The sequence below is a fragment of the Microbacterium sp. HJ5 genome (assembly GCF_054824025.1).
The window spans coordinates 80,888-99,887 of the sequence record NZ_JSYE01000021.1 but is presented as its reverse complement, the minus strand read 5'-3'; the positions used below and the strand labels follow the sequence as shown (position 1 = coordinate 99,887).

The following is a 19,000-nucleotide window of genomic DNA, read 5'->3' as shown; positions in this document are numbered from 1 at the left end:
TCCAGTGAGGAAAGGTCAGCCGAGGAGCGGACGCTGGGACTTCTGCTGTTCGAGGTACTCGGCGCGGGCGCGCTGCGTCGAGTCGAGTGTCGACACCTCGGGCACCGGCACGTCCCACCATCCCGCGCCGTCTGGCGCGTAGAGGAGCGGGTCGCTGTTGATGTGGATGAAGGTCGATCGATCGGACGCCTTCGCCTGGGCCACCGCCGCCTTCAAGTCGTCGATCGCCGAGGCGCTGCGCTCGATCTCGATGACGTCGAGCCCGTAGCTGCGCGCGTTCATCGCGAGGTCGACCGGAAGGATCTGCTCGCCCTGGAAGTTGCGGGCTTCACCGTCGTACTCGCGATACCAGGTTCCAAATCGCTCCGACCCGACTGTCTCCGACAAGTGCCCGATCGACGCGTAGCCGTGGTTCTGGATCAGCACCACGATGAGCTTGATGCCCTCGGCGACCGCGGTCACGAGTTCGGTGTTGAGCATCAGGTAGGAGCCGTCTCCGACCATCACGATCACGTCGCGGTCGTCACCATCGGCAAGCAGGCCGCGCTTGGCGCCGAGACCACCGGCGATCTCGTAGCCCATGCACGAAAACGCGTACTCGACGTGGTACCCGAGGGGATCGCGGACCCGCCACAGCTTGTGAAGGTCACCGGGAAGCGAGCCGGCGGCCTGCACGATGACGTCCTCGGGCGCGCTCGTCGACTGCACGGCACCGATGATCTCCGGCTGGCCGGGCAGCTCGAGGCCGGAAGGTGCGAAGGCGCCGTCAACCGCGGCATCCCACTCCGCTTTCTCGCGGGCGACGCGCTCTGAGTAGTCGCCTGAGATCTCGAAGCCCTCGAGCTCGATCGCCAGCTCGGCGAGCGCCTCGCGCGCGTCGGCGATCACCGGAAGCTGCGAGCCGTGCTTGTAGGCATCGAACGACGCGACGTTGATGTTGACGAAGGTGACATCCGGGTTCTGGAAGGCCGTGCGCGACGCCGTCGTGAAGTCGCTGTACCGCGTGCCGATTCCGATGATGACGTCGGCCTCGGCCGCCAGCCGATTCGCGGCCAGCGTACCGGTCGCACCGACTCCACCCAGGTTCTGCGGATGATCCCAGTTCAGAACTCCGCCGCCGGCCTGTGACGTTCCGACCGGGATGCCGGTTGCTTCGACAAGTGCGCGTAGCTGGTCTTCGGCGCCGGAGTACAACACGCCTCCGCCGGCGACGATGAACGGGTTCTTCGCCGCCCTGATCGCCGCGACAGCACGAGCGAGCGGCGCACGCTCAGGCAGCGGCCGGCGGATGTGCCATTCGCGGTCCTGCAGGAACTCGAGGGGAACATCGAGCGCCTCGGCCTGGACGTCCTCGGGGAGCGCGATCGTGACGGCGCCGGTCTCGGCCGGGTCGGTGAGCACGCGCATCGCCGCGAGCGCGATCGAGTAGAGCTGCTCGGGCCGCTGCACGCGGTCGAAGAACTTCGACAGCGGGCGGAACGCGTCCGACACCTGCAGCCCGATGTCCCACGGCTGCTCGAGCTGCTGCAGCACGGGATCGGCGACCCGCGTGGCGAAGGTGTCGCTGGGCAGCAGGAGCGCCGGCATCCGGTTCGTCGTCGCGAGAGCAGCCCCGGTGAGCATGTTCGCCGCGCCCGGCCCGACCGACGCGGCGGATGCATAGGTGCCGCGTCGGCGGTGCATACGCGCGTAGCCGACGGACTGGTGCACCATGGCTTGCTCGTTGCGGGCCTGGTAATAAGGCATCAGGTCAGGCTGGTCGACGTTGAACTGCTTCAGCGCTTGACCGATGCCGGCGACGTTCCCGTGGCCGAAGATCCCGAACATCCCGGGGATGGTCCGCTCACGGATGTCGCCGTCCACGGTCCACTGGTGGCCCAGGAACTCCACGAGCGCCTGGCTGACCGTCATCCGTTTGGTGGCACCCATCAGCGGCGGCCTTCCTTTTCGTCGGCGAACGGCAGTCGATCGTCGACGTCCTGCCCGTTCCAGGTGTCGCGCACCCAGGCGTGCGCGGGGTCGTCGCTGATCAGCCACTCCCGTTCGGGGTCGGGGCCGGCCATGACGTTGAGATAGTAGAGGTTGTACCCGGGCGCGGCGACGGCGGGGCCGTGGTAGCCGTAGGGCACGAGAGCGATGTCGCCGGTGCGGACCATCGCGTTGATGTCGATCTCGCCCGCGGGCGAGGAGTAGGTGCTGAACATGCCGAAAGATGCCTCAGCCGCGGCATCCGATCCCGCCACCGGCGCCGTCTCGAAGTAGTAGATCTCCTCGAGACGCGACTCGTGCCCGGGCACGTGCTCGTCGTGCTTGTGCGGCGGGTAGGAGGACCAGTTCTCGGCCGGAGTGATCACCTCGCACACGATGAGGCGTGCGGCGTCGAGCGCCTGGGGCGTGCCGAAGTTGTGGACCTGGCGGCTGGAGCGACCCGCGCCGCGCAGTTCAACGGGCGTGTCTGCGGCCGGGATGTACACGCTCGGCTTGACTACGTCGGTCGGCGAAGTCGCGATCGCGACGCGGCCGACCCCGTTAATGAGTGCGGTCGACGCGGACGACAGATAGAGCACATCCGTCGGACCGTCGAAGACGCTCGCCCGCCCCTTCAGGACGATCGTCGTCGTTTCGGGACCCTCGAAGTGCGCCACCGCGAATGAGCCCGACAGGGGCACCACGATCCGCTCGACCCCGGTGGGAGCGAGGGTCAGCGACTCTCCCGCGGCGAGCTCTGCGATACGGATACCGGTGTGCGCCCACCCCGCGGTCGATTCATCGACGACGCTCTCCCATCCATCGCGGGCAAGGTCGCCCCTTCGGTGGAACCAGCGCCGGTCGGTGGTACTCATGTCTCTCTTTCAGCGGGGAATTGGATGCCGCGGCCCGTCGCATCCTCCCGATGCGATCATGCCGGGCCGCGGCATCCGTGTCTTGTGTTCGTCAGTTGTTCTGCGGGAACCCCAGGTTGATGCCGCCGTGGGTGGCGGGGTCGAGCCAGCGGCTGGTGACCGCCTTCTCGCGCGTGAAGAAGTCGAAGCCGTGCACGCCGTAGGCCTTCGCGTCGCCGAACAGCGACTTCTTCCAGCCGCCGAACGAGTGGTACGCGACCGGGACGGGGATGGGCACGTTGATGCCGATCATCCCGACCTCGACCTCGTTCTGGAACCGACGGGCCGCGCCGCCGTCGTTCGTGAAGATCGCGGTGCCGTTCCCGAACTCGCCCGAGTTGATGAGATCGAGGCCCTCGTCATAGGACTGCACCCGCACGACCGAGAGCACCGGTCCGAAGATCTCCTCCTGGTACGCGCGGGACGTCGTGGGGATGTCGTCGATGAGCGTCGGGCCGAAGAAGAAGCCGTCCTCGTGACCGTCGACGGAGAAGCCGCGACCGTCAACGACGATCTTCGCGCCGTCTGCCTCAGCGATGTCGACGTAGCTCGAGACCTTGTCGCGGTGCACGTCGGTGATGAGCGGGCCCATATCGGGCTCGACGCCGTCCTGGCCTGCGCCGTTGCCGATCCGCAGCCGCGCGATGCGCTCGGAGATCTTGGCGATGAGGTCATCGGCGACCGGCTCGACGGCAAGCACCACCGAGATCGCCATGCAGCGCTCGCCCGCCGCGCCGTACCCCGCGTTGACGGCCTGGTCGGCGACGAGGTCGAGGTCGGCATCCGGGAGCACCAGCATGTGGTTCTTGGCACCGCCGAGCGCCTGGACGCGCTTCCCGTTCTTGGAGGCGGTCTCGTAGATGTACTGCGCGATCGGGGTCGAGCCGACAAAGGAGATCGACTGCACGACGGGGCTGTTGAGCAGGCCGTCAACGGCGAGCTTGTCGCCCTGCAGCACCGTGAACACACCGTCGGGGAGGCCCGCTTCCTTCCATGCGCGCGCCAGCCACAGCGCAGCGGACGGGTCCTTCTCACTGGGCTTGAGGACGACGGCGTTGCCGGCGGCGATCGCGATGGGAACGAACCAGAGCGGCACCATGACCGGGAAGTTGAAGGGCGAGATCACGCCGACCACGCCGAGCGGCTGCTTGAGCGAGTACACATCGATGCCGGTGGAGGCGTTCTCGCTGAACGCACCCTTGACGAGATGCGGGAATCCCGTGGCGAGCTCGACGACCTCCTGGCCGCGCAGGATCTCGCCCATCGCATCGGAGACGACCTTGCCGTGCTCCGCCGTCACGATCTTGGCGAGCTCCCCCTTGCGGGTGTTCAAGATCTCTCGGAAGTTGAACAGGACGGCCTGGCGCTTCGCGATCGAGAACTTCGACCACACGTCATATCCGCGCTTGGCCGAGGCGATCGCCTCGTCGATCTCGGCCTGATCCGCGAGGGCGACATTCCCGCTGACGGCACCGGTCGCGGGGTTGTAGACCGGAGCGGTGCGCCCCGAGGTGCTCGGGCGTTCGGCGCCGTCGATCCAGTGGGAGATTGCGGGCACCTCGGCGGGGGTCGCCGGGCGCACGGGAGCGGTGTCGATGGTGCTCATGATGTTCCTTCGATGGGGGTCAGAGGGACGTGTGGACGAGGCGGGCGGCCGTGTCCACGGCGGCAGTGACGTCGCCGTCCGGCGGGTAGAGGAGGGTGCGTCCGACGACGAGGCCATGGACGCCGGGCAAGTCGAGCGCGGACTGCCAGGAGGCGAAGGTCTCGTCCGGGTCGTCGCCGGCGTCGCCTCCCAGCAGGAGTGTGGGCAGCGTTGCTGCTTCCATGACGCGCTCCATATCGCGGACGACCGGGAGCTTCAGCCAGGAGTAGGCCGAGCTCGCGCCGAGTCCGGAGGCGATCGCGACCGAGGTGATGACGGCTTCGGGGCTGAGGTCGTTGACGACCCTCCCGTCGACCCACTCGCTCATGAACGGTTCGAGCAGGATCGGCAGTTCAGCGCGCGCCGCTGCCGTCACGGCCCGCGCCGTCTCCTCGAGGGTTCGGACGCTTCCTGCGTCCTTGAGGTTGACGCGGACGAGCAGCTTTGCCGCGTCCAGTCGCGCTGCGGCAATGGAGTCGATGTCGTAGCCCGTGAAGCGGTCGTCCATCTCGAAGACCGAGCCGCGCAGCCCCCCGCGGTTCATGGAACCGACGGCGATCTTTCCGTCGAGGGCTCCGAGCACCGCGAGGTCCTCGATGATGTCGGGCGTTCCGAGCACGCCGTCGACCCCAGGGCGGGAGAGGGCGATCGCGAGTCGCTGGAGCAGATCGTAGCGGCTGGCCATCGCCATCGGGTCCGACCCGACTCCCAGCGCGCCACGCGCAGGATGGTCGGCGGCGACGATGAAGAGCCGGCCGTCTCCCTGAACGAGCGGGCGTCGTGCCCGTGCTGTGAGGAGGTCGGGGATGAGTGAGGGCTCGGAGTGACGCACAGCGCGCAGGCGGCCGAGCTGCTCGTCGGAGATGGCGCGTGTCGGGTTGCGGAGGTCAGGCGTCGACACGGGTCACCTCCGCGAGGATCGTCTCGACCTCGGCGGTGGTCGGCATGGCGGTGGAGCACTCGCGACGGGTGGCGACGATCGCGCCGGCGATGTTCGCGAAGCGGATGACGCGCTCGAGCGACCAGTCCTGCAGCAGTCCGTAACAGAGCGCTCCCCCGAAGCCGTCGCCGGCTCCGAGTCCGTTGACCACGTCGACTGGGTAGGGCGCAACTTCGACGGTCTCTTCGCGAGTCTTCGCGAGCACCCCGCGCGGACCCTGCTTGACGATCGCGAGTTCGACCCCGCGCTCTAGGAGAGCATCGGCGGCGCGGTGCGGGTCGGTCTCTCCGACCGCGATCTCGCATTCCTCGCGGTTACCCACTGCGACCGTGACCTTCTCGAGCGCGCGCTCGACCTCACGCGTCGCCGCGGCCGGCGACGGCCAGAACATCGGGCGGTAGTCCAGGTCGAGAATCGTCAGCGGTGCCCGTCCGCGCGCCTGCCATGCGGTGTGGTGGGCGGTCCGGCTCGGTTCGACCGAGAGTCCGGTCACGGTCGACCAGTACACGCGTGCACGACTAATTGCGTCGAGATCGAGGTGTGCGTTGGTGAGAACGAGGTCGGGCGCGATCGGCGCGCGGTAGAAGTAGAGCGGAAAGTCATCGGGCGGGAAGATTTCGCAGAACGTGACGGGGGTGTTCAGGCCAGCCGCCGTGGCGACGAAGCGGTCGTCGACCCCGAGCCGCACGAGCTCCTTGTGCGCGAACCGTCCGAATGGGTCATCGCCGGTCGCCGTGATGACGGCCGCGCGGAGTCCGTGGCGGGCGGAGGCGATGGCGACGTTCGTGGCACTGCCGCCGAGGTACTTTCCGAAGGTCTCGACGTCCTCCAGGCCTACCCCGTCCTGGAGCGGGTAGATGTCGACGCCGATGCGACCGACGGTGATGACGTCGTATCGGTTGCCCTCGGCTGCGACCATCTCGCTCAACTCCTCCAGTGTTTGTTCTGACATACTAACATGCTCCTTGGCGTGAGTGACGCCGTGAGCCGTGGCGCTCAGTCTCCACGGCTCACGGGCACGGACTCAAGGCAGTCGCACCGGCCCGGTGAGTTCGGCGAGCTCGGCCTCGAGTTCGGCCATCGCCTCACCGCCGGCCATCAGGTCGGTGATCTGCTCGCGCGTGCGCTCGCCCTTGCGGAAGTCATCGGCCTTCTTGCCATGGATCAGGACGGCGAATCGGTCGCCGACCGCCATCGCGTGCATGACGTTGTGCGTGACGAAGACCACCGCGATTCCCTGCGCGCGCGCGTGCATGATCATGCGCAGGACGTGGGTGGACTGCTTGACACCGAGCGCGGAGGTCGGCTCGTCGAGGATCAGCACCTTCGCCCCGAAGTACACGGCGCGAGCGATCGCAAGCGTCTGGCGCTCACCGCCCGACAGGCTGCCGGCCAGGCGGTTGCCGTCAGTGACCCGGGTGATGCCGAGCTTCTGCATCTCGGTGACGGTCACCTGGCCGGCGGTCTTCTGGTCGAAGTACTTGAACGGCCACGCTCCCTTGACGGGCTCGCGCCCGACGAAGAAGTTGCGCGCCACCGACATCAACGGGAAGGTGCCGCCGTACTGGTGCACGGTCGCGATGCCGACTTCCGAAGCGTCGGCTGGGCTGTCGAAGACGACCGGCTTGCCGTGCACCTCGACCGACCCGGAGCTGGGCTTGTGCACTCCTGAGAGGACTTTGATGAGGGTCGACTTACCGGCACCGTTGTCGCCGAGAAGGCACAGCACCTCACCGGGCTCGACCTCGATCGAGATGCCCGAGAGAGCAGTGTTGGTGCCGAAGGTCTTCGTGACCTGGTTGAGCTTGAGGATCGGAGTTCCCATGGGAGTGCCCTTCCTACTTCGCCGCAGCCTTGGGCTTGCCGGGACCAGCCGACAGCGCGAGCTTGCGGAATGTGTTGTTCATGAGGACCGCGGCGAGCAGCAGGATGCCGAGGATGAGTGCCGCCCAGTCGGAGTTCCAGCCCGTGTAGTAGATGCCCTGGTTGACGATGGCGAACGTCAGGCAGCCGAGGACGACGCCGATTACCGATCCGTAACCGCCGGTCAGCAGAACGCCACCGACGACGACGGCGATCACGGAGTTGAACACGAACGACTGGCCTACGCCGGTCTGCGCTCCGTTGTAGAGCATGGTCTGGATGATGCCGACCAGCGCGGCTCCGAGGGCGGTCGAGATGAAGAGGCCGATCTTGACCTTTGGAACCGGGATGCCGGCGGCCCGCGCGCTCTGTGTGTCGCCGCCGGTCGCGAAGATCCAGTTGCCGAACTTGGTGGCCTGCAGGACCCAGGCGACGACGAGTGCGATCACGATCGCCCAGATGATCGCAACTTCGAATTGGCCGGCGATCAGAGTGCCGAACGCGGCCTTCGCCCAGGGCTCGGGAGTGAGTGGGATGCTCGTCGAACCAGTGATGAGCCGCGCGATTCCGAGCGTGAGGCCGGCCAGGGCGAACTGCATGGCGAGGGTCACGATGAACGACGGGACGTTCGAGCGGGACACGATCCAGCCGTTGATGAAGCCCACCAAGGCGCCGACCGCGAGGGCGGCGAGGATGCCAACGATGAGCGGAAGGCCGAAAGTGCCGGAGACGAGGGCGACGGTGACCGAGCTCGCCGCGACGACGGAGCCGACGGAGAGGTCGAACTCACCGGCGATCATCAGGAGCCCGACAGGCAGGGCTATGATCGCGAGCTCCGAGGCGATGTTGAGCCACGAGGCTGTTCCCCCGGGAGAGAGGAACTGCTGTCCGCCAAAGATGGCGAAGAAGATGAAGACGACCAGGGTGCCGGCGAGGGCGCCGGTCTCCGGGCGGTGCGTCAGTCGACGCCAGGACCACGGCTCCTTGCGGACGCCGGGAAGCTTGACGGGGGTTGTCGGGGGGCGGAGCAGCGCATTCTGATCCTGGGAGACGTTCGTACTCATGGCTTTTCCTGATTCTGATTCGTGCCGATGATGCGGGGCGTCGACATCGGCCGACGCCCCGCTTCGGATCAGCGGACGCCGAGCTCGGTGCCGTTGATGGCCAGGTCGACGTTGTCGGAGGTGATCAGCGCCGGTCCCGTGAGGAGCGGGCTCTGCGGCAGGTAGATGCCGTAGGCGGCCAGCTGGAACGCGTTCGACACGGCGTAGTAGCCCTGTGCGAACGGCTGCTGGTCGATCGAGAACAGCTGCGTGCCGTCCTTGATGCGGTCGAGGCTCGCGGTCGAGACATCGAACGTGCCGAGGAGGACCTTGCCGGCCGAGCCGGCCTGCTCGATCGCGCCCGCCGCACTGTCAGCATCGGTGGTGCCGATGGTGATGAGCGCATCGATCGACGTGTCCTCGAGGAGCGCGCCCTTGATGGCCTGGGTCACTGCGGACGGGTCGCCGAACTGCGAGCTGGGCAGGTTCAGCTGCGTCGCGGTGGCGCCGCCGGACTCTGCGCCTTCGATGACACCGGCGCAGCGGGCCTCCGAGTTCGTCGTGCCGGGCAGCGTGTTGACACACACGATGTTCTTCGCGCCCTCTTCGGCGAACTTCTCGCCACCGGCGACTCCGGCGACGTGGTCGTCGGATCCGATGTAGATCTGCGCGCCCACGTCTTCGACCGACTGCTGGCCGGCGTTGTAGATGATGACGGGGATGCCGGCATCTGAGATCGCCTTGATGTTCTCGTCCTGCGCCTCGGGCGACCAGTTCGGAACGATCACGGCACTCGGGTCCATCGCCTGCATGTTCGCGACCAGCTTGGCCGCGTCGGCGTTGAAGTTGTCGTAGTTGGGCATGGACACGAATGTGACCTCGCCGCCAGCTGCCTTCACTGCTTCGGCGGCGGACTCGGCGCCACGTTTGACCGTCGACCAGAACGGGTCGTCGGGGGCGCCACCCATGATCGCGATGTTGATGCCTTCGCCGCCACCGTTGCCGGAGCCACCGGTGCTGTCGGGGTTCGGGGATCCTCCGGCGGAGCATCCGGCGAGGACGACGGCCGCGACCACGGCGGTCACGGCGGTGGCGGTGGCGGTGATGCGACGCTTCGGGCGAGAGCTCAAAATGTTGAGCAGCGTGGACTTCATCCCGCGACTCCCTTCGTTGGGTATCGGTCCGCTGTGAGCGGGTGATCGACTTCGATCTGACCGCTATGATGATCTATGTCCGTACATACGGACAATAGTTTGATCGCTCTGTTATCTGATCGTGATGTTATGGAAGGAGACACGATGACCATTCGCCTGGGACTCGTCGGCTACGGCGTCGGCGGCCAGTATTTCCACGCGCCGTACATCGCGGCCTCTGATGAGGTGTCCTTCGCGGGGATCGTCGCCCGATCCCCCGAACGCGTCGACGCCGCTCGATCCGATCACCCGGATGTACCCGTCTTCGCGTCGCTGGGTGCGCTCATCGACGCCGGCGTCGACGCCGTGACGATCTCCACGCCACCCCACACGCGACGACAGCTCGCCCTCGAGGCGATCGGCAGAGGGGTCGCGGTGCTCGCGGACAAGCCGTTCGCGCCATCGGCGCCGGAAGGCCGCGAACTCGCGGATGCCGCGTCGTCGGCAGGCGTCGTGCTGAACGTTTTCCACAATCGCCGGTACGACGGCGACATCGTGACCGCGCGCGCGGTGATCGACAGCGGAGAGCTCGGCGCGATCACCCGTCTGGATCTGCGATGCGATCAGGACGATCCTGCGACGCTGGAGGCCGGCCCGCAGGGCGGCCTGCTGCGCGATCTGGGCAGTCACGTCGTCCACCAGGCGCTGTTCCTCCTCGGACCCGCGCGATACGTGACCGCGCAGATCGACACGCGTCTCCTTCCCGAAGGCCCGACCGACACGGGCCTCGTGATCACCATCCAGCACGAGAGCGGCGCACACTCTCACGTGTCCTCGAGCAAGATCAACCGGCTCGCGTCGCGCGAACTGCGCCTTCACGGCGAAAGAGGTTCGTACACCTCCGACTATTCCGACGTGCAGATCGATGCGATCCGGCGCGGGGTACGGCCGGGAGACGAGCGGGAGTCATGGGGCTTCGAGGCGGAGGAACGGTGGGGCATCCTGGCCACGGATGCCGGCACCCGAGCCGTCCCCTCACAGCAGGGCGACTACACCGTGCTCTATGACGCCTTCGCGGATGCCGTCCGCAACGGTGGGATGGGGCCGGTGCCCGCGGAGGAGGGCGTTGCCGTGCTCGCGGTGCTCGACGCCGCGCGTGTGAGCGCGGCGGAGCACAGGACCGTTGCAATCTAAGGCACCGCCGCGGTCGTTCCGCGCGTGACCAGCGCCGGGGGCAGCGTGACCGACCTCGGACCGGGAGCCGCCCCCGACATCCGATCGCGGAGAATGCGGCCGGCCTCGCGGCCCACCCCGAATCCGTTGTCGTCGACCGTTGTCAGATTGATCAGCCGGGTGCGCGCGAGCAGGGTGTTGTCATAGCCGACGATGGACAGTTGACCGGGAACATCGATACCTCGGTCGCGAGCAGCCCCCAGGGCGCCGATCGCCATCACGTCGTTGGCCGCGAAGATCGCGGTGACCTCGGGATGATCTGCCAGCAGCCTCATCGTCCCGTCGTACCCGGCGTGTTCGGTCGCCGGGCCGCTGTAGTCGGTGACGACGGCTCGCGCCCCGGATCCGGCAGTCACATCGACGAAGCTTCGCCGCCGCGCGGCGGCAGCTCCGCCCGTAGCGCTGAGATGTCCGATGACGCGATGCCCCAGCCCGAGCAGGTGGTCGGTGGCCAGCTGCGCACCCAAGACATCGTCGTTCGCGACAGCATCGATGCCGGGGGGCACATTGTCACGGGTCCCGGCGATCACCACCGGTGGCGATGCCGCAGCAACCAAGGCGTTGGGGACGTCTCGGGCCACGACGATTCCATCCGCTCTCATCGACAGGAGTCCTTCGACCGGATCCTCGGCCAGCGAGGTGGTCGCGGTGTCGATGACGGTCACCCGGAAGCCGTCCGAACCGAGGACGTGGTGGAGCCCGCGCAGCAGATCGACGAACCAAGGGTTGGCGTAATCGTCGATGAGGACCCCGACCAGCTTCGTGCGCCGGGCGGCGAGGTCGGATGCCGCCCGGCTCGGCCGGTACCCGAGCTCGCGGATCGCCTCCTCCACGGCGCGGCGCGAGGCATCGCTCACACGGTCGGATCCCTGCAGCACCAGCGAGACCAGGGACTTGGAGACCCCGGCGACGCGAGCGACGTCGTAGATGGTCGGCGCAGGCATCCTGCTCCCTTCGAAACATCTATTGACAGGACATACCAACAAGGCTAGCGTTCTCGTTGGAGCGCTCCACTCGGAGTCTCTCACCGCACCGGCGCCGTGAGGGCCGGGACCGTCTCTATCTGGAGGACCGTTGTCCAAGTCAAGCATCGGCGTCGCCGTCATCGGCGCCGGCATGGCGGGCAAGGCGCACGCCGCCGCATACCGCAACGCACCCGCTCTCTACGAGAGCATCCTTCCCGAGGTGCGCCTCGTCTCGATCGCCGATGCGTACGAGCCGCTCGCGAAGGCCGCGGCTGCCCGGTTCGGGTACTCGCGACACGACTCATCCTGGCAGGCGATCGCCGACAATCCCGACATCGATGTGGTCTCGGTCGTCGTCGCCAACCACCTCCACCGCGAGATCGTCGAGGGCCTGCTCGCCGCCGGCAAGCACGTACTGTGCGAGAAGCCCCTCTCCGACACCATCGAGTCCGCGCGAGCGATGGCGGATGCCGCGAACAAGGCGTCGACGCTCGCCCGCGTCGGCCTTACCTTCCGCCGCGCCCCCGGCATCGCCTACATCCACCAGCTCATCACCGAGGGCGTGCTGGGAGATGTGCTCCACTTCAGCTCGCGCTACTGGACGGACTACGCGGCCGACGCCGGCATCGGCATCAGCTGGCGTTTCAAGGGACCGCAGGGCTCGGGCGCGCTGGCCGACGTGGGCAGCCACGTTTCGTACCTCGCCGAGTTCTTCGGCGGCCCGGTCGCCGAAGTGAGCGGAGGCCGTTTCAGCACCGTCATCGCGCAGCGCCCGAAGCCGCTCGGTGCCGTCTCCGGCCACGGCAACACCGCCGTCAGCGACGAGCTCGACACGGTCGAGAACGACGACTACGCGACCTTCAACCTCGGATTCGAGAGCGGCGCGGCGGGCACGGTCGAGGTCTCCCGCGTCGCGGCGGGTCACCCCAACGACCTGAACCTCGAGGTCTTCGGCTCGAAGGGCGCCGCGCGCTGGACCCAGGAGCGCCCGTCCGAGATCCAGCTCTACCTCTCGGAGGGTCCCGCCGAACAGCGCGGATATCGCACCGTCGGGCTGGGAAACCCGCACCCGTACATCGCCGGCGGACTGCCGATCGACGTGTCGGGCGTGGGCTTCGGCCAGAACGAGGGCTTCCTCTTCCAGGCGCGCGCATTCCTCGAGGAGGTGGCGGGAATCCCCGAGTCTGAATCGCTGCCCCGCAATGCCTCGTTCGACGAAGGTCTGCACAACATGCTCATCCTCGACGCCGTCGCGCAGTCCGCTGCGGCCGGCGGCGTGACCGTGAAGGTCGGTGCCTGATGCGTCTCGGACTGTACAACGCCATCCTCCACGACCGCTCACTCCCGGAAGCGATCCAAGTCGTCGCAGAGCTGGGCCTCACCGGCCTGGAGCTCAACACCGGCGGCTTCCTCCCCGCGGTTCATGTACCGACCTACGACGACATCCTCGTTTCGGATGCCGCGCGAGACGACTTCCTCGGGATCTTCGAGGGCACCGGCGTCGAGATCGCCGGACTCAATGCGAACGGCAACCCTCTGCACCCGAACTCCGCGATCGGGGAGAAGCACGCCGAGGATGTCCGCCGGTCAATCCGATTGGCGGAGCGCCTCGGCCAGCATCGCCTGGTGACGATGTCGGGACTGCCCGGTGGTGAGCCCGGGTCGACCCGCCCCAACTGGATCGTGAACGCGTGGAACTCGGCGGCTCTCGATGTGCTCGACTACCAGTGGGGGATCGCTGCGGACTTCTGGCGCGAGACCGACCGCCTCGCGCGCGACCACGACGTGAAGGTCGCGCTCGAGCTGCACCCGCAGAACGTCGTCTTCAACTCCGCGGACGTGCACAAGCTGATCGAACTGACCGGCGCCACGAACGTCGGCGTGGAACTCGACGCGTCGCACCTGTTCTGGCAGCAGATGGACCCGGTGGCGGTGGTCCGCCACCTCGGCCCCCTGGTGTTCCACGCCGCCGCGAAGGACGTTCGCGTCAACCCCGAGTGGGCGGCGCTCAACGGCGTGCTCGACAACAGCTTCCGCAAGCTCTCGCCTGACGAACCGCGCGTGAATCTCGGTGGCGACGAGTGGGCCAACGAGTGGCCGAAGAACTCGGCGTGGGACTTCGTCGCACTCGGCAAGGGTCACGACGTGGCGTACTGGACCGAGTTCCTTCGCGCGCTGCACGAGGTCGACCCCGAGATGATGGTCAACATCGAGCACGAGGATGTCGAACTCGGCCGCATCGAGGGCATCCAGGTGGCCGCGGAAGTTCTGAAGGCCGCGGACGCCGCACTGCAGGAGTCTCTCGCCGAGTGATCGCCTGGGCCACCTACCCGTATGCCGGCTCCGTCGTGCTCGTCACGGGAGCCGGAACCGGGATCGGGCGAGCGATCGCCCGCGCCTTCCTCGAGCAGGGGGCTTTCGTCGCGGTCGTCGGCCGCAACGAACGCTCTCTGCGCGAGGCGATCGAGGGCTTCGGGGAGGACCGCGCGCTCGTGTCGAGTGCGGATCTCACCGATGCGACGGCTGTTCGTTCGGTCGTGGATGCCGTCATCTCGCGTTTCGGCCGGCTCGACGTCGTCGTGGCCAACGCGGGGACGAGCGAGGCGAGCGCGATCGACAGCTTCGACGCTGCTTCGTGGGAGCGGCTGCGTTCGATCAACGTCGACTCGTTGATCTGGCTGGCTCAGGCCGTCGCGCCCCACCTGCGCGGCACGCGAGGCAACCTCGTCGCCATCTCATCGATCGCCGGCCTGCGCGGTGATTGGGGAATGTTCGCGTACAACGCGACCAAGGGCGCGGTGAACGCTCTCGTGCAGAGCCTCGCGCTCGACCTCGGCGCCGACGGCGTACGTGTAAACGCGATCGCACCGGCCTTCACCGTGTCCCGACTGACACAGGACCGCCTGGACGACGAGGTGTTCACCGATCGACTGCTCGACCGCATCGCGCTCGGTCGAGTGGCGGAGCCGGAGGACATCGCGCGCGTCGCGCTGTTCGTCGCGAGTCCGGATGCGGCCTACCTCACGGGCGCGATCCTCCCCGTCGACGGCGGCACGACTGCCTCCTCAGGCACTCCGCGGCCGGTCTGACGGTTGCAGGCCAGAACCCCCTGTCGACTCTCGTCGCCAGGGGGTTCGTCCGTCTGCGGGAATCGCACCGCTCGCGGAGGGCCGGTAGCCGCGTCTCAGGTCGCGGGCAGCCGATCCCGGTCATAGGTGATGTCCGTGTAGCCGTGCGGGACCGGGCGGCCCGCGGCATCCAGACTCACGAAGACGATCTTCTCGATCGCGAGAATCCGCTCATGCGTGATCATGTTGCGCACCTCGGCGCGCACCGTCAGCGACGTGCGACCGAACGAAGTGGCACGGATGCCGATCTCGATGAGGTCACCCTGCCGGGCGGAACTGGCGAAGTCGATCTCGGACATGTACTTAGTGACGGCGCGCGGATTGCCCAGCTGCAGGATGGCGTAGATGGCCGCCTCTTCGTCGATCCAGCGCAGCAGGCTGCCGCCGAAGAGGCTGCCGTTCGCGTTGAGATCCTCCGGTCGCACCCAGCGTCGCGATCGGAAGGTGACGTCGCCGTCGACTGCGTTCATACCGGGGGAATGAGGATGTCGCGCACGACCCGGTCGAGCTGCTCGTCCGCCTCGAGGAACTGGCGAAGCGTGCGGACGGTTGCGCCGAACGTATCGAACTCCTCCGCGTTCATGCCGTCGATCTCGTACGCACGGCGGAACTCCGGCAGCTCGAGCAGAGTGTCGAGGATCCTCTGATCGACGGGCACTTCGATGCGGTCCTCCGCGTCGAGATCGTTCTCGTTGATCCGCAGCTGCCAGTCGAATGGCGGGGAAACGACGAGATCGCCGCCCTGGAGCTCCGACCACTGCAGGTGGTTGCGGAACGCGGCGGACAGCACTCGCGATCGATAGCCACGTTCCGTGAAGATCCGGTGGGCGCGCTTGAGTGCGGCGACACCGGCCCACTCCAAGACACCGGGATCGACGAGGATGCGGTTCTTCTGCACCCAGAACTTGAGCCAGTCATCGAGCCGGCCACCCATGATCGTGACGACCGAACCGAACTCGCGCTCGGGAAGTCCTTCAGCGGCGCGGCGATCAAGGCCGCGCTCGATCGCCTCGGCGGCGGCCACCGCCTGCGCGACCGTGAATGACACGGTCACGTTGATGCTGACCCCGCGGTATGTGGCCTCCTCGATGGCCCGCAGACCGACCGAGGTGGCGGGGATCTTCACGATGATGTTCTTCGCCAGGCCGCTGAAGCGCACCGCCTGCGCGGCGAGAGCGTCGGCGTCTCGGTGCAGGCGCGGATCGGTTTGAACCGACAGACGTCCATTTCGCCCGCCGCTCTCCCAGAACGCGGGCTCGAGCAGACGCGCCGCCTCGATCGAGAGCTCCTCCACGACCTTCCATCCGAGCTCGGACTCCCCTGCCGCAGGGAACTCGTTCGCGAGCTCCTGGATGCGCGGCCGCCACACGTCGATGTGCGCCTGGACGGCGGCCAAGGCGATGACCGGGTTGCAGGTCGCGCCTACGGCACCGAACTCGATCGAGCGAGCGAGCTCCGCGGGATCCGCCGAGTCATTCCAGAGCGCCGTGGGAAAGCGGGCGGCGGCGCGGCGAAGCGCGGAGTCTGTGGGTGCCGTCATCGGCGCAAGGGTGGTCACGGTGCCTCCAGCATCTTTGTCCGGACATTCCAACGTTAGCGCATGACACGCCGTCATGTGAAGACGTACGAACGAAAGCGCCCGATGTAACATTGTCCGAACAACGAGACCTGGAGGATGCAACGTGGCTCAGCCGGAAACTGTGCTGGCGTCGGACTTCTTCATCGACCTCGACCGGTCGACGCCCGTGCCGCTCTACTACCAGATCGCGTCACGGCTCGAGAAAGCGATCCGCGACGAGGAACTTCCCGCGGGTTCCCGCCTCGAAAATGAGATCTCCCTCGGACAGAGGTTCGGGTTCTCCCGCCCGACCGTGCGTCGCGCCATCCAGGAGCTCGTCGACAAGGGCCTGCTGGTCCGACGCCGCGGAATCGGAACGCAGGTCGTCCACGGACAGGTCACCCGCAACGTGGAACTCACCAGCCTGTACGAGGACCTCAATCAGACCGGCCAAGTTCCGACGACGAAAGTAGTGACGCATGAGGTGACCGCCGCCGATCAGGGCGCCGCCGACGCTCTCGGGATCGGCGTGGGTGATCGCGTACTTCGTGTCGTCCGGGTCCGCTACGCCGACGGCGTGCCTCTTGCCGTGCTGGACAACACGCTTCCCAGCGAGTTCGCGGACTTCACCGAAGAGGCGCTGGCCGAGCGAGGCCTCTACCAGCTTCTGCGCTCTCGGGGCGTCACGATGCGCGTGGCGAAACAGCGCATCGGCGCCCGGGCCGCGACCACCAAGGAGAGCGAGCTGCTCGCCCTGCCGAAGGGGGGCGCGGTGCTGACGATGTCGCGGACAGCGTTCGACAGCTCAGGACGGGCCGTCGAGTTCGGCCAGCACTGCTACTCCCCCGACCTGTACTCGTTCGAGATGACCCTCGTCGACAAGTGAGCCTGCGGCATCCGCATTTGATTTGTCCTGTCATAGTGACGTAACTTCGTCCGCGGGCTCGCAATCCTGCCCTAACGACGAAGTACGGAGTGAAGTCGATGGAGACCAGCGAGATGACCGCGGAACGAGCAAGGTCGGCACGCGCTGCGAGGACCCCGCGCCTCGCCCTCATCGTCTTCATCGCGACGCTGGGCGGACTCCTCTTCGGATACGACACCGGCGTGATCAGCGGCGCGCTGCCGTTCATGACGCTCTCGCCGTCCGAGGGCGGGCTCGGACTGACCCCGGCGCAAGAAGGCCTCGTCGCCGCGTCACTCGTCCTCGGCGCCGCATTCGGCGCATTCTTCGGCGGGCGCATCTCCGATCGACGTGGACGCCGGCGCACCATCTCGATCCTCGCGATCGTCTTCTTCGTCGGCGCGCTGGCGTGCGCGTTCGCCCCCACGATGGAGTTCATGGTCGCGGCGCGGTTCCTCCTCGGCCTCGCGGTCGGTGGAGCCTCCGCGACAGTTCCGGTGTTCCTCTCCGAGCTCTCTCCCGCCGCGCGACGCGGTCAGCTCGTCAGCGTCAATGAGCTGATGATCGTCTCGGGGCAGCTGCTCGCCTACACGTCAAACGCGCTCATCGCGACGTTCTTCCCGGGCGAGAGCGCCTGGAGGTGGATGCTGGCGCTCGCGTCGATCCCCGCGGTTGCACTGTGGATCGGGATGATCTTCGTCCCCGAATCGGCGCGATGGTTCATGTCGAAGGGTCGGGGCGCCGAAGCGCGCGCGACCCTCCTTCGAACGCGGGCAGCGGACGCCGTTGAGCCCGAGCTCGCCGAGATGAAGGCGAACGCCGAGCGCGACGCGACGATCGGGCAAGGCAGCTTCCGCGATCTGCGCACCCCGTGGATCCGACGCCTCGTGATCCTCGGCATCGCCATCGCCGTGCTGTCGCAGTTCACCGGGGTGAACAGCATCATGTACTTCGCGCCCTCTGTGCTGATCGAAACCGGCCTCAGTACCCAAGCCGCCCTCGTCGCGACGATCGCGAACGGAGTCGTCTCGGTCATCGCCGTGAGTTTCGGGATCTGGATGCTGCACCGAGGCTTCGGCCGGCGCCCAATCATCATCGCCGGTCAGGCCGGTCTCACGACGGCACTGATTCTGCTGGGCGTGTTCTTCCTCCTGCCGGAGTCGACGCTGCGCAGCTACCTCGTGCTCGGCGGGATGCTGATGTTCCTCTTCTTCATGCAGTCCTGCATCGGCCCGATCTTCTGGCTGCTGCTCGCCGAGATCTTCCCACTACGGATGCGCGGATTCGCCACCGGCCTGGCGATCTCATTCGTGTGGATTGCGAACACGGTCGTTTCGCTCCTTTTCCCGATCCTCATCGAGGCGATCGCTGGCTACACGTTCTTCCTCTTCGCGCTGATCAACATCGGGACGTTCGTGTTCTACGCGGCCTCTGTACCCGAGACGAAGGGGCGCTCGCTCGAGAAGGTCGAGGCCGAGATGGAGGAGCGCTTCACCGGCGTCGTGAAAACGGTCGCGTGAAACGCCCTGGGGTGGCGACCTGCGCGTTACTGGCGCCTCGGGGTGCTGAGTCCTGCCCGTGGGTGCGGTGCGCCAGAAGAGAGTGGCTCGCAGGGCGACTGCCAGACGTTTGAGCGGAAGCGACTTCACATGTGGAGCGGACGATCACCTCGGGCTGGCGTGCTGCCCCTCCCGCACCGCGAACGC

17 protein-coding genes are annotated in these 19,000 nt (G+C 67.2%); 6 read left to right on the top strand and 11 right to left on the bottom strand.

Translation table 11 applies throughout. The annotated features are described in order from the left end of the window. Nucleotides 1-15: 15 nt before the first annotated feature. From iolD to OB08_RS11585, 8 genes are all read right to left on the bottom strand, one after another. On the bottom strand, nucleotides 16-1,929 hold the full coding sequence (gene iolD, locus OB08_RS11620; RefSeq protein WP_461474877.1) for a 3D-(3,5/4)-trihydroxycyclohexane-1,2-dione acylhydrolase (decyclizing): 1,914 nt from the start codon (nucleotides 1,927-1,929) through the stop codon (nucleotides 16-18). Continuing rightward, nucleotides 1,929-2,843 carry a 5-deoxy-glucuronate isomerase gene (gene iolB, locus OB08_RS11615; RefSeq protein WP_461474875.1) on the bottom strand — a complete coding sequence of 305 codons (915 nt, stop codon included), beginning with the start codon at nucleotides 2,841-2,843 and terminating at the stop codon, nucleotides 1,929-1,931. Before iolB ends, iolD begins: the two co-directional genes overlap by 1 nt. A gap of 91 nt (nucleotides 2,844-2,934) precedes the next feature. Then, a complete protein-coding gene (locus OB08_RS11610) occupies nucleotides 2,935-4,488 on the bottom strand; it encodes a CoA-acylating methylmalonate-semialdehyde dehydrogenase (protein ID WP_461474874.1) in 1,554 nt (517 codons plus the stop codon). A gap of 19 nt (nucleotides 4,489-4,507) precedes the next feature. Then, on the bottom strand, nucleotides 4,508-5,428 hold the full coding sequence (locus OB08_RS11605) for a class I fructose-bisphosphate aldolase (protein ID WP_461474872.1): 921 nt from the start codon (nucleotides 5,426-5,428) through the stop codon (nucleotides 4,508-4,510). Continuing rightward, nucleotides 5,415-6,419: a 5-dehydro-2-deoxygluconokinase gene (gene iolC / locus OB08_RS11600; RefSeq protein ID WP_461474870.1), complete on the bottom strand. Its 1,005-nt coding sequence runs from the start codon at nucleotides 6,417-6,419 to the stop codon at nucleotides 5,415-5,417. Before iolC ends, OB08_RS11605 begins: the two co-directional genes overlap by 14 nt. Nucleotides 6,420-6,491: 72 nt before the next feature. Beyond that, nucleotides 6,492-7,292, bottom strand: a complete 801-nt coding sequence (locus OB08_RS11595) for an ATP-binding cassette domain-containing protein (RefSeq protein WP_461474868.1) — start codon at nucleotides 7,290-7,292, stop codon at nucleotides 6,492-6,494. Nucleotides 7,293-7,305: 13 nt separating this feature from the next. Then, complete coding sequence (locus tag OB08_RS11590; RefSeq protein ID WP_461474866.1) at nucleotides 7,306-8,394, bottom strand: ABC transporter permease; 1,089 nt, start codon at nucleotides 8,392-8,394, stop codon at nucleotides 7,306-7,308. Between the two features lie 68 nt (nucleotides 8,395-8,462). Beyond that, on the bottom strand, nucleotides 8,463-9,527 hold the full coding sequence (locus tag OB08_RS11585) for a substrate-binding domain-containing protein (RefSeq protein WP_461474864.1): 1,065 nt from the start codon (nucleotides 9,525-9,527) through the stop codon (nucleotides 8,463-8,465). A 144-nt stretch (nucleotides 9,528-9,671) separates the two neighbouring features. On the opposite strand from OB08_RS11585, the gene OB08_RS11580 reads away from it, so the two are divergent. Beyond that, nucleotides 9,672-10,700: a Gfo/Idh/MocA family protein gene (locus OB08_RS11580; RefSeq protein ID WP_461474862.1), complete on the top strand. Its 1,029-nt coding sequence runs from the start codon at nucleotides 9,672-9,674 to the stop codon at nucleotides 10,698-10,700. Here OB08_RS11580 and OB08_RS11575 read toward each other — a convergent pair. Continuing rightward, nucleotides 10,697-11,683, bottom strand: a complete 987-nt coding sequence (locus OB08_RS11575) for a LacI family DNA-binding transcriptional regulator (protein WP_461474860.1) — start codon at nucleotides 11,681-11,683, stop codon at nucleotides 10,697-10,699. The genes OB08_RS11580 and OB08_RS11575 overlap by 4 nt on opposite strands. A 130-nt stretch (nucleotides 11,684-11,813) precedes the next feature. On the opposite strand from OB08_RS11575, the gene OB08_RS11570 reads away from it, so the two are divergent. From OB08_RS11570 to budC, 3 genes are read left to right on the top strand one after another with little or no spacing between them, the layout of a single operon-like run. Continuing rightward, on the top strand, nucleotides 11,814-13,004 hold the full coding sequence (locus tag OB08_RS11570) for a Gfo/Idh/MocA family protein (protein ID WP_461474858.1): 1,191 nt from the start codon (nucleotides 11,814-11,816) through the stop codon (nucleotides 13,002-13,004). Further along, nucleotides 13,004-14,017 carry a sugar phosphate isomerase/epimerase family protein gene (locus OB08_RS11565; RefSeq protein ID WP_461474856.1) on the top strand — a complete coding sequence of 338 codons (1,014 nt, stop codon included), beginning with the start codon at nucleotides 13,004-13,006 and terminating at the stop codon, nucleotides 14,015-14,017. The genes OB08_RS11570 and OB08_RS11565 overlap by 1 nt, the downstream gene beginning before the upstream one ends. After that, the gene (gene budC, locus OB08_RS11560) at nucleotides 14,014-14,793 is read left to right on the top strand and encodes a meso-2,3-butanediol dehydrogenase (protein ID WP_461474854.1); all 780 of its coding nucleotides are present in this window, start codon (nucleotides 14,014-14,016) and stop codon (nucleotides 14,791-14,793) included. The genes OB08_RS11565 and budC overlap by 4 nt, the downstream gene beginning before the upstream one ends. Before the next feature lie 95 nt (nucleotides 14,794-14,888). Here the strand turns inward: budC and OB08_RS11555 are convergent, their stop codons facing one another. Together OB08_RS11555 and OB08_RS11550 are read right to left on the bottom strand one after the other, a co-directional pair. Continuing rightward, nucleotides 14,889-15,302 (bottom strand): acyl-CoA thioesterase, encoded by a 414-nt coding sequence (locus OB08_RS11555; RefSeq protein WP_461474852.1) that lies wholly within the window; start codon nucleotides 15,300-15,302, stop codon nucleotides 14,889-14,891. Further along, a complete protein-coding gene (locus OB08_RS11550) occupies nucleotides 15,299-16,372 on the bottom strand; it encodes a transaldolase family protein (protein ID WP_461474850.1) in 1,074 nt (357 codons plus the stop codon). The genes OB08_RS11555 and OB08_RS11550 overlap by 4 nt, the downstream gene beginning before the upstream one ends. Before the next feature lie 142 nt (nucleotides 16,373-16,514). Here OB08_RS11550 and OB08_RS11545 point away from each other — a divergent pair, with 142 nt between their 5' ends. Then, the gene (locus tag OB08_RS11545; RefSeq protein ID WP_461474848.1) at nucleotides 16,515-17,276 is read left to right on the top strand and encodes a GntR family transcriptional regulator; all 762 of its coding nucleotides are present in this window, start codon (nucleotides 16,515-16,517) and stop codon (nucleotides 17,274-17,276) included. Between the two features lie 98 nt (nucleotides 17,277-17,374). Next, entirely contained in the window at nucleotides 17,375-18,814 is a 1,440-nt protein-coding gene (locus OB08_RS11540; RefSeq protein WP_461474847.1) for a sugar porter family MFS transporter, read from the top strand. Nucleotides 18,815-19,000 lie beyond the last annotated feature (186 nt).

Bases quoted from the DNA above. Each gene is read 5' to 3' on its own strand.
- iolD (WP_461474877.1), bottom strand. From the start codon at position 1,929: ATGGGTGCCACCAAACGGATGACGGTCAGCCAGGCGCTCGTGGAGTTC.
- iolB (WP_461474875.1), bottom strand. From the start codon at position 2,843: ATGAGTACCACCGACCGGCGCTGGTTCCACCGAAGGGGCGACCTTGCC.
- OB08_RS11610 (WP_461474874.1), bottom strand. From the start codon at position 4,488: ATGAGCACCATCGACACCGCTCCCGTGCGCCCGGCGACCCCCGCCGAG.
- iolC (WP_461474870.1), bottom strand. From the start codon at position 6,419: ATGTCAGAACAAACACTGGAGGAGTTGAGCGAGATGGTCGCAGCCGAG.
- OB08_RS11595 (WP_461474868.1), bottom strand. From the start codon at position 7,292: ATGGGAACTCCGATCCTCAAGCTCAACCAGGTCACGAAGACCTTCGGC.
- OB08_RS11590 (WP_461474866.1), bottom strand. From the start codon at position 8,394: ATGAGTACGAACGTCTCCCAGGATCAGAATGCGCTGCTCCGCCCCCCG.
- OB08_RS11585 (WP_461474864.1), bottom strand. From the start codon at position 9,527: ATGAAGTCCACGCTGCTCAACATTTTGAGCTCTCGCCCGAAGCGTCGC.
- OB08_RS11580 (WP_461474862.1), top strand. From the start codon at position 9,672: ATGACCATTCGCCTGGGACTCGTCGGCTACGGCGTCGGCGGCCAGTAT.
- OB08_RS11575 (WP_461474860.1), bottom strand. From the start codon at position 11,683: ATGCCTGCGCCGACCATCTACGACGTCGCTCGCGTCGCCGGGGTCTCC.
- OB08_RS11565 (WP_461474856.1), top strand. From the start codon at position 13,004: ATGCGTCTCGGACTGTACAACGCCATCCTCCACGACCGCTCACTCCCG.
- OB08_RS11555 (WP_461474852.1), bottom strand. From the start codon at position 15,302: ATGAACGCAGTCGACGGCGACGTCACCTTCCGATCGCGACGCTGGGTG.
- OB08_RS11550 (WP_461474850.1), bottom strand. From the start codon at position 16,372: ATGACGGCACCCACAGACTCCGCGCTTCGCCGCGCCGCCGCCCGCTTT.
- OB08_RS11540 (WP_461474847.1), top strand. From the start codon at position 17,375: ATGGAGACCAGCGAGATGACCGCGGAACGAGCAAGGTCGGCACGCGCT.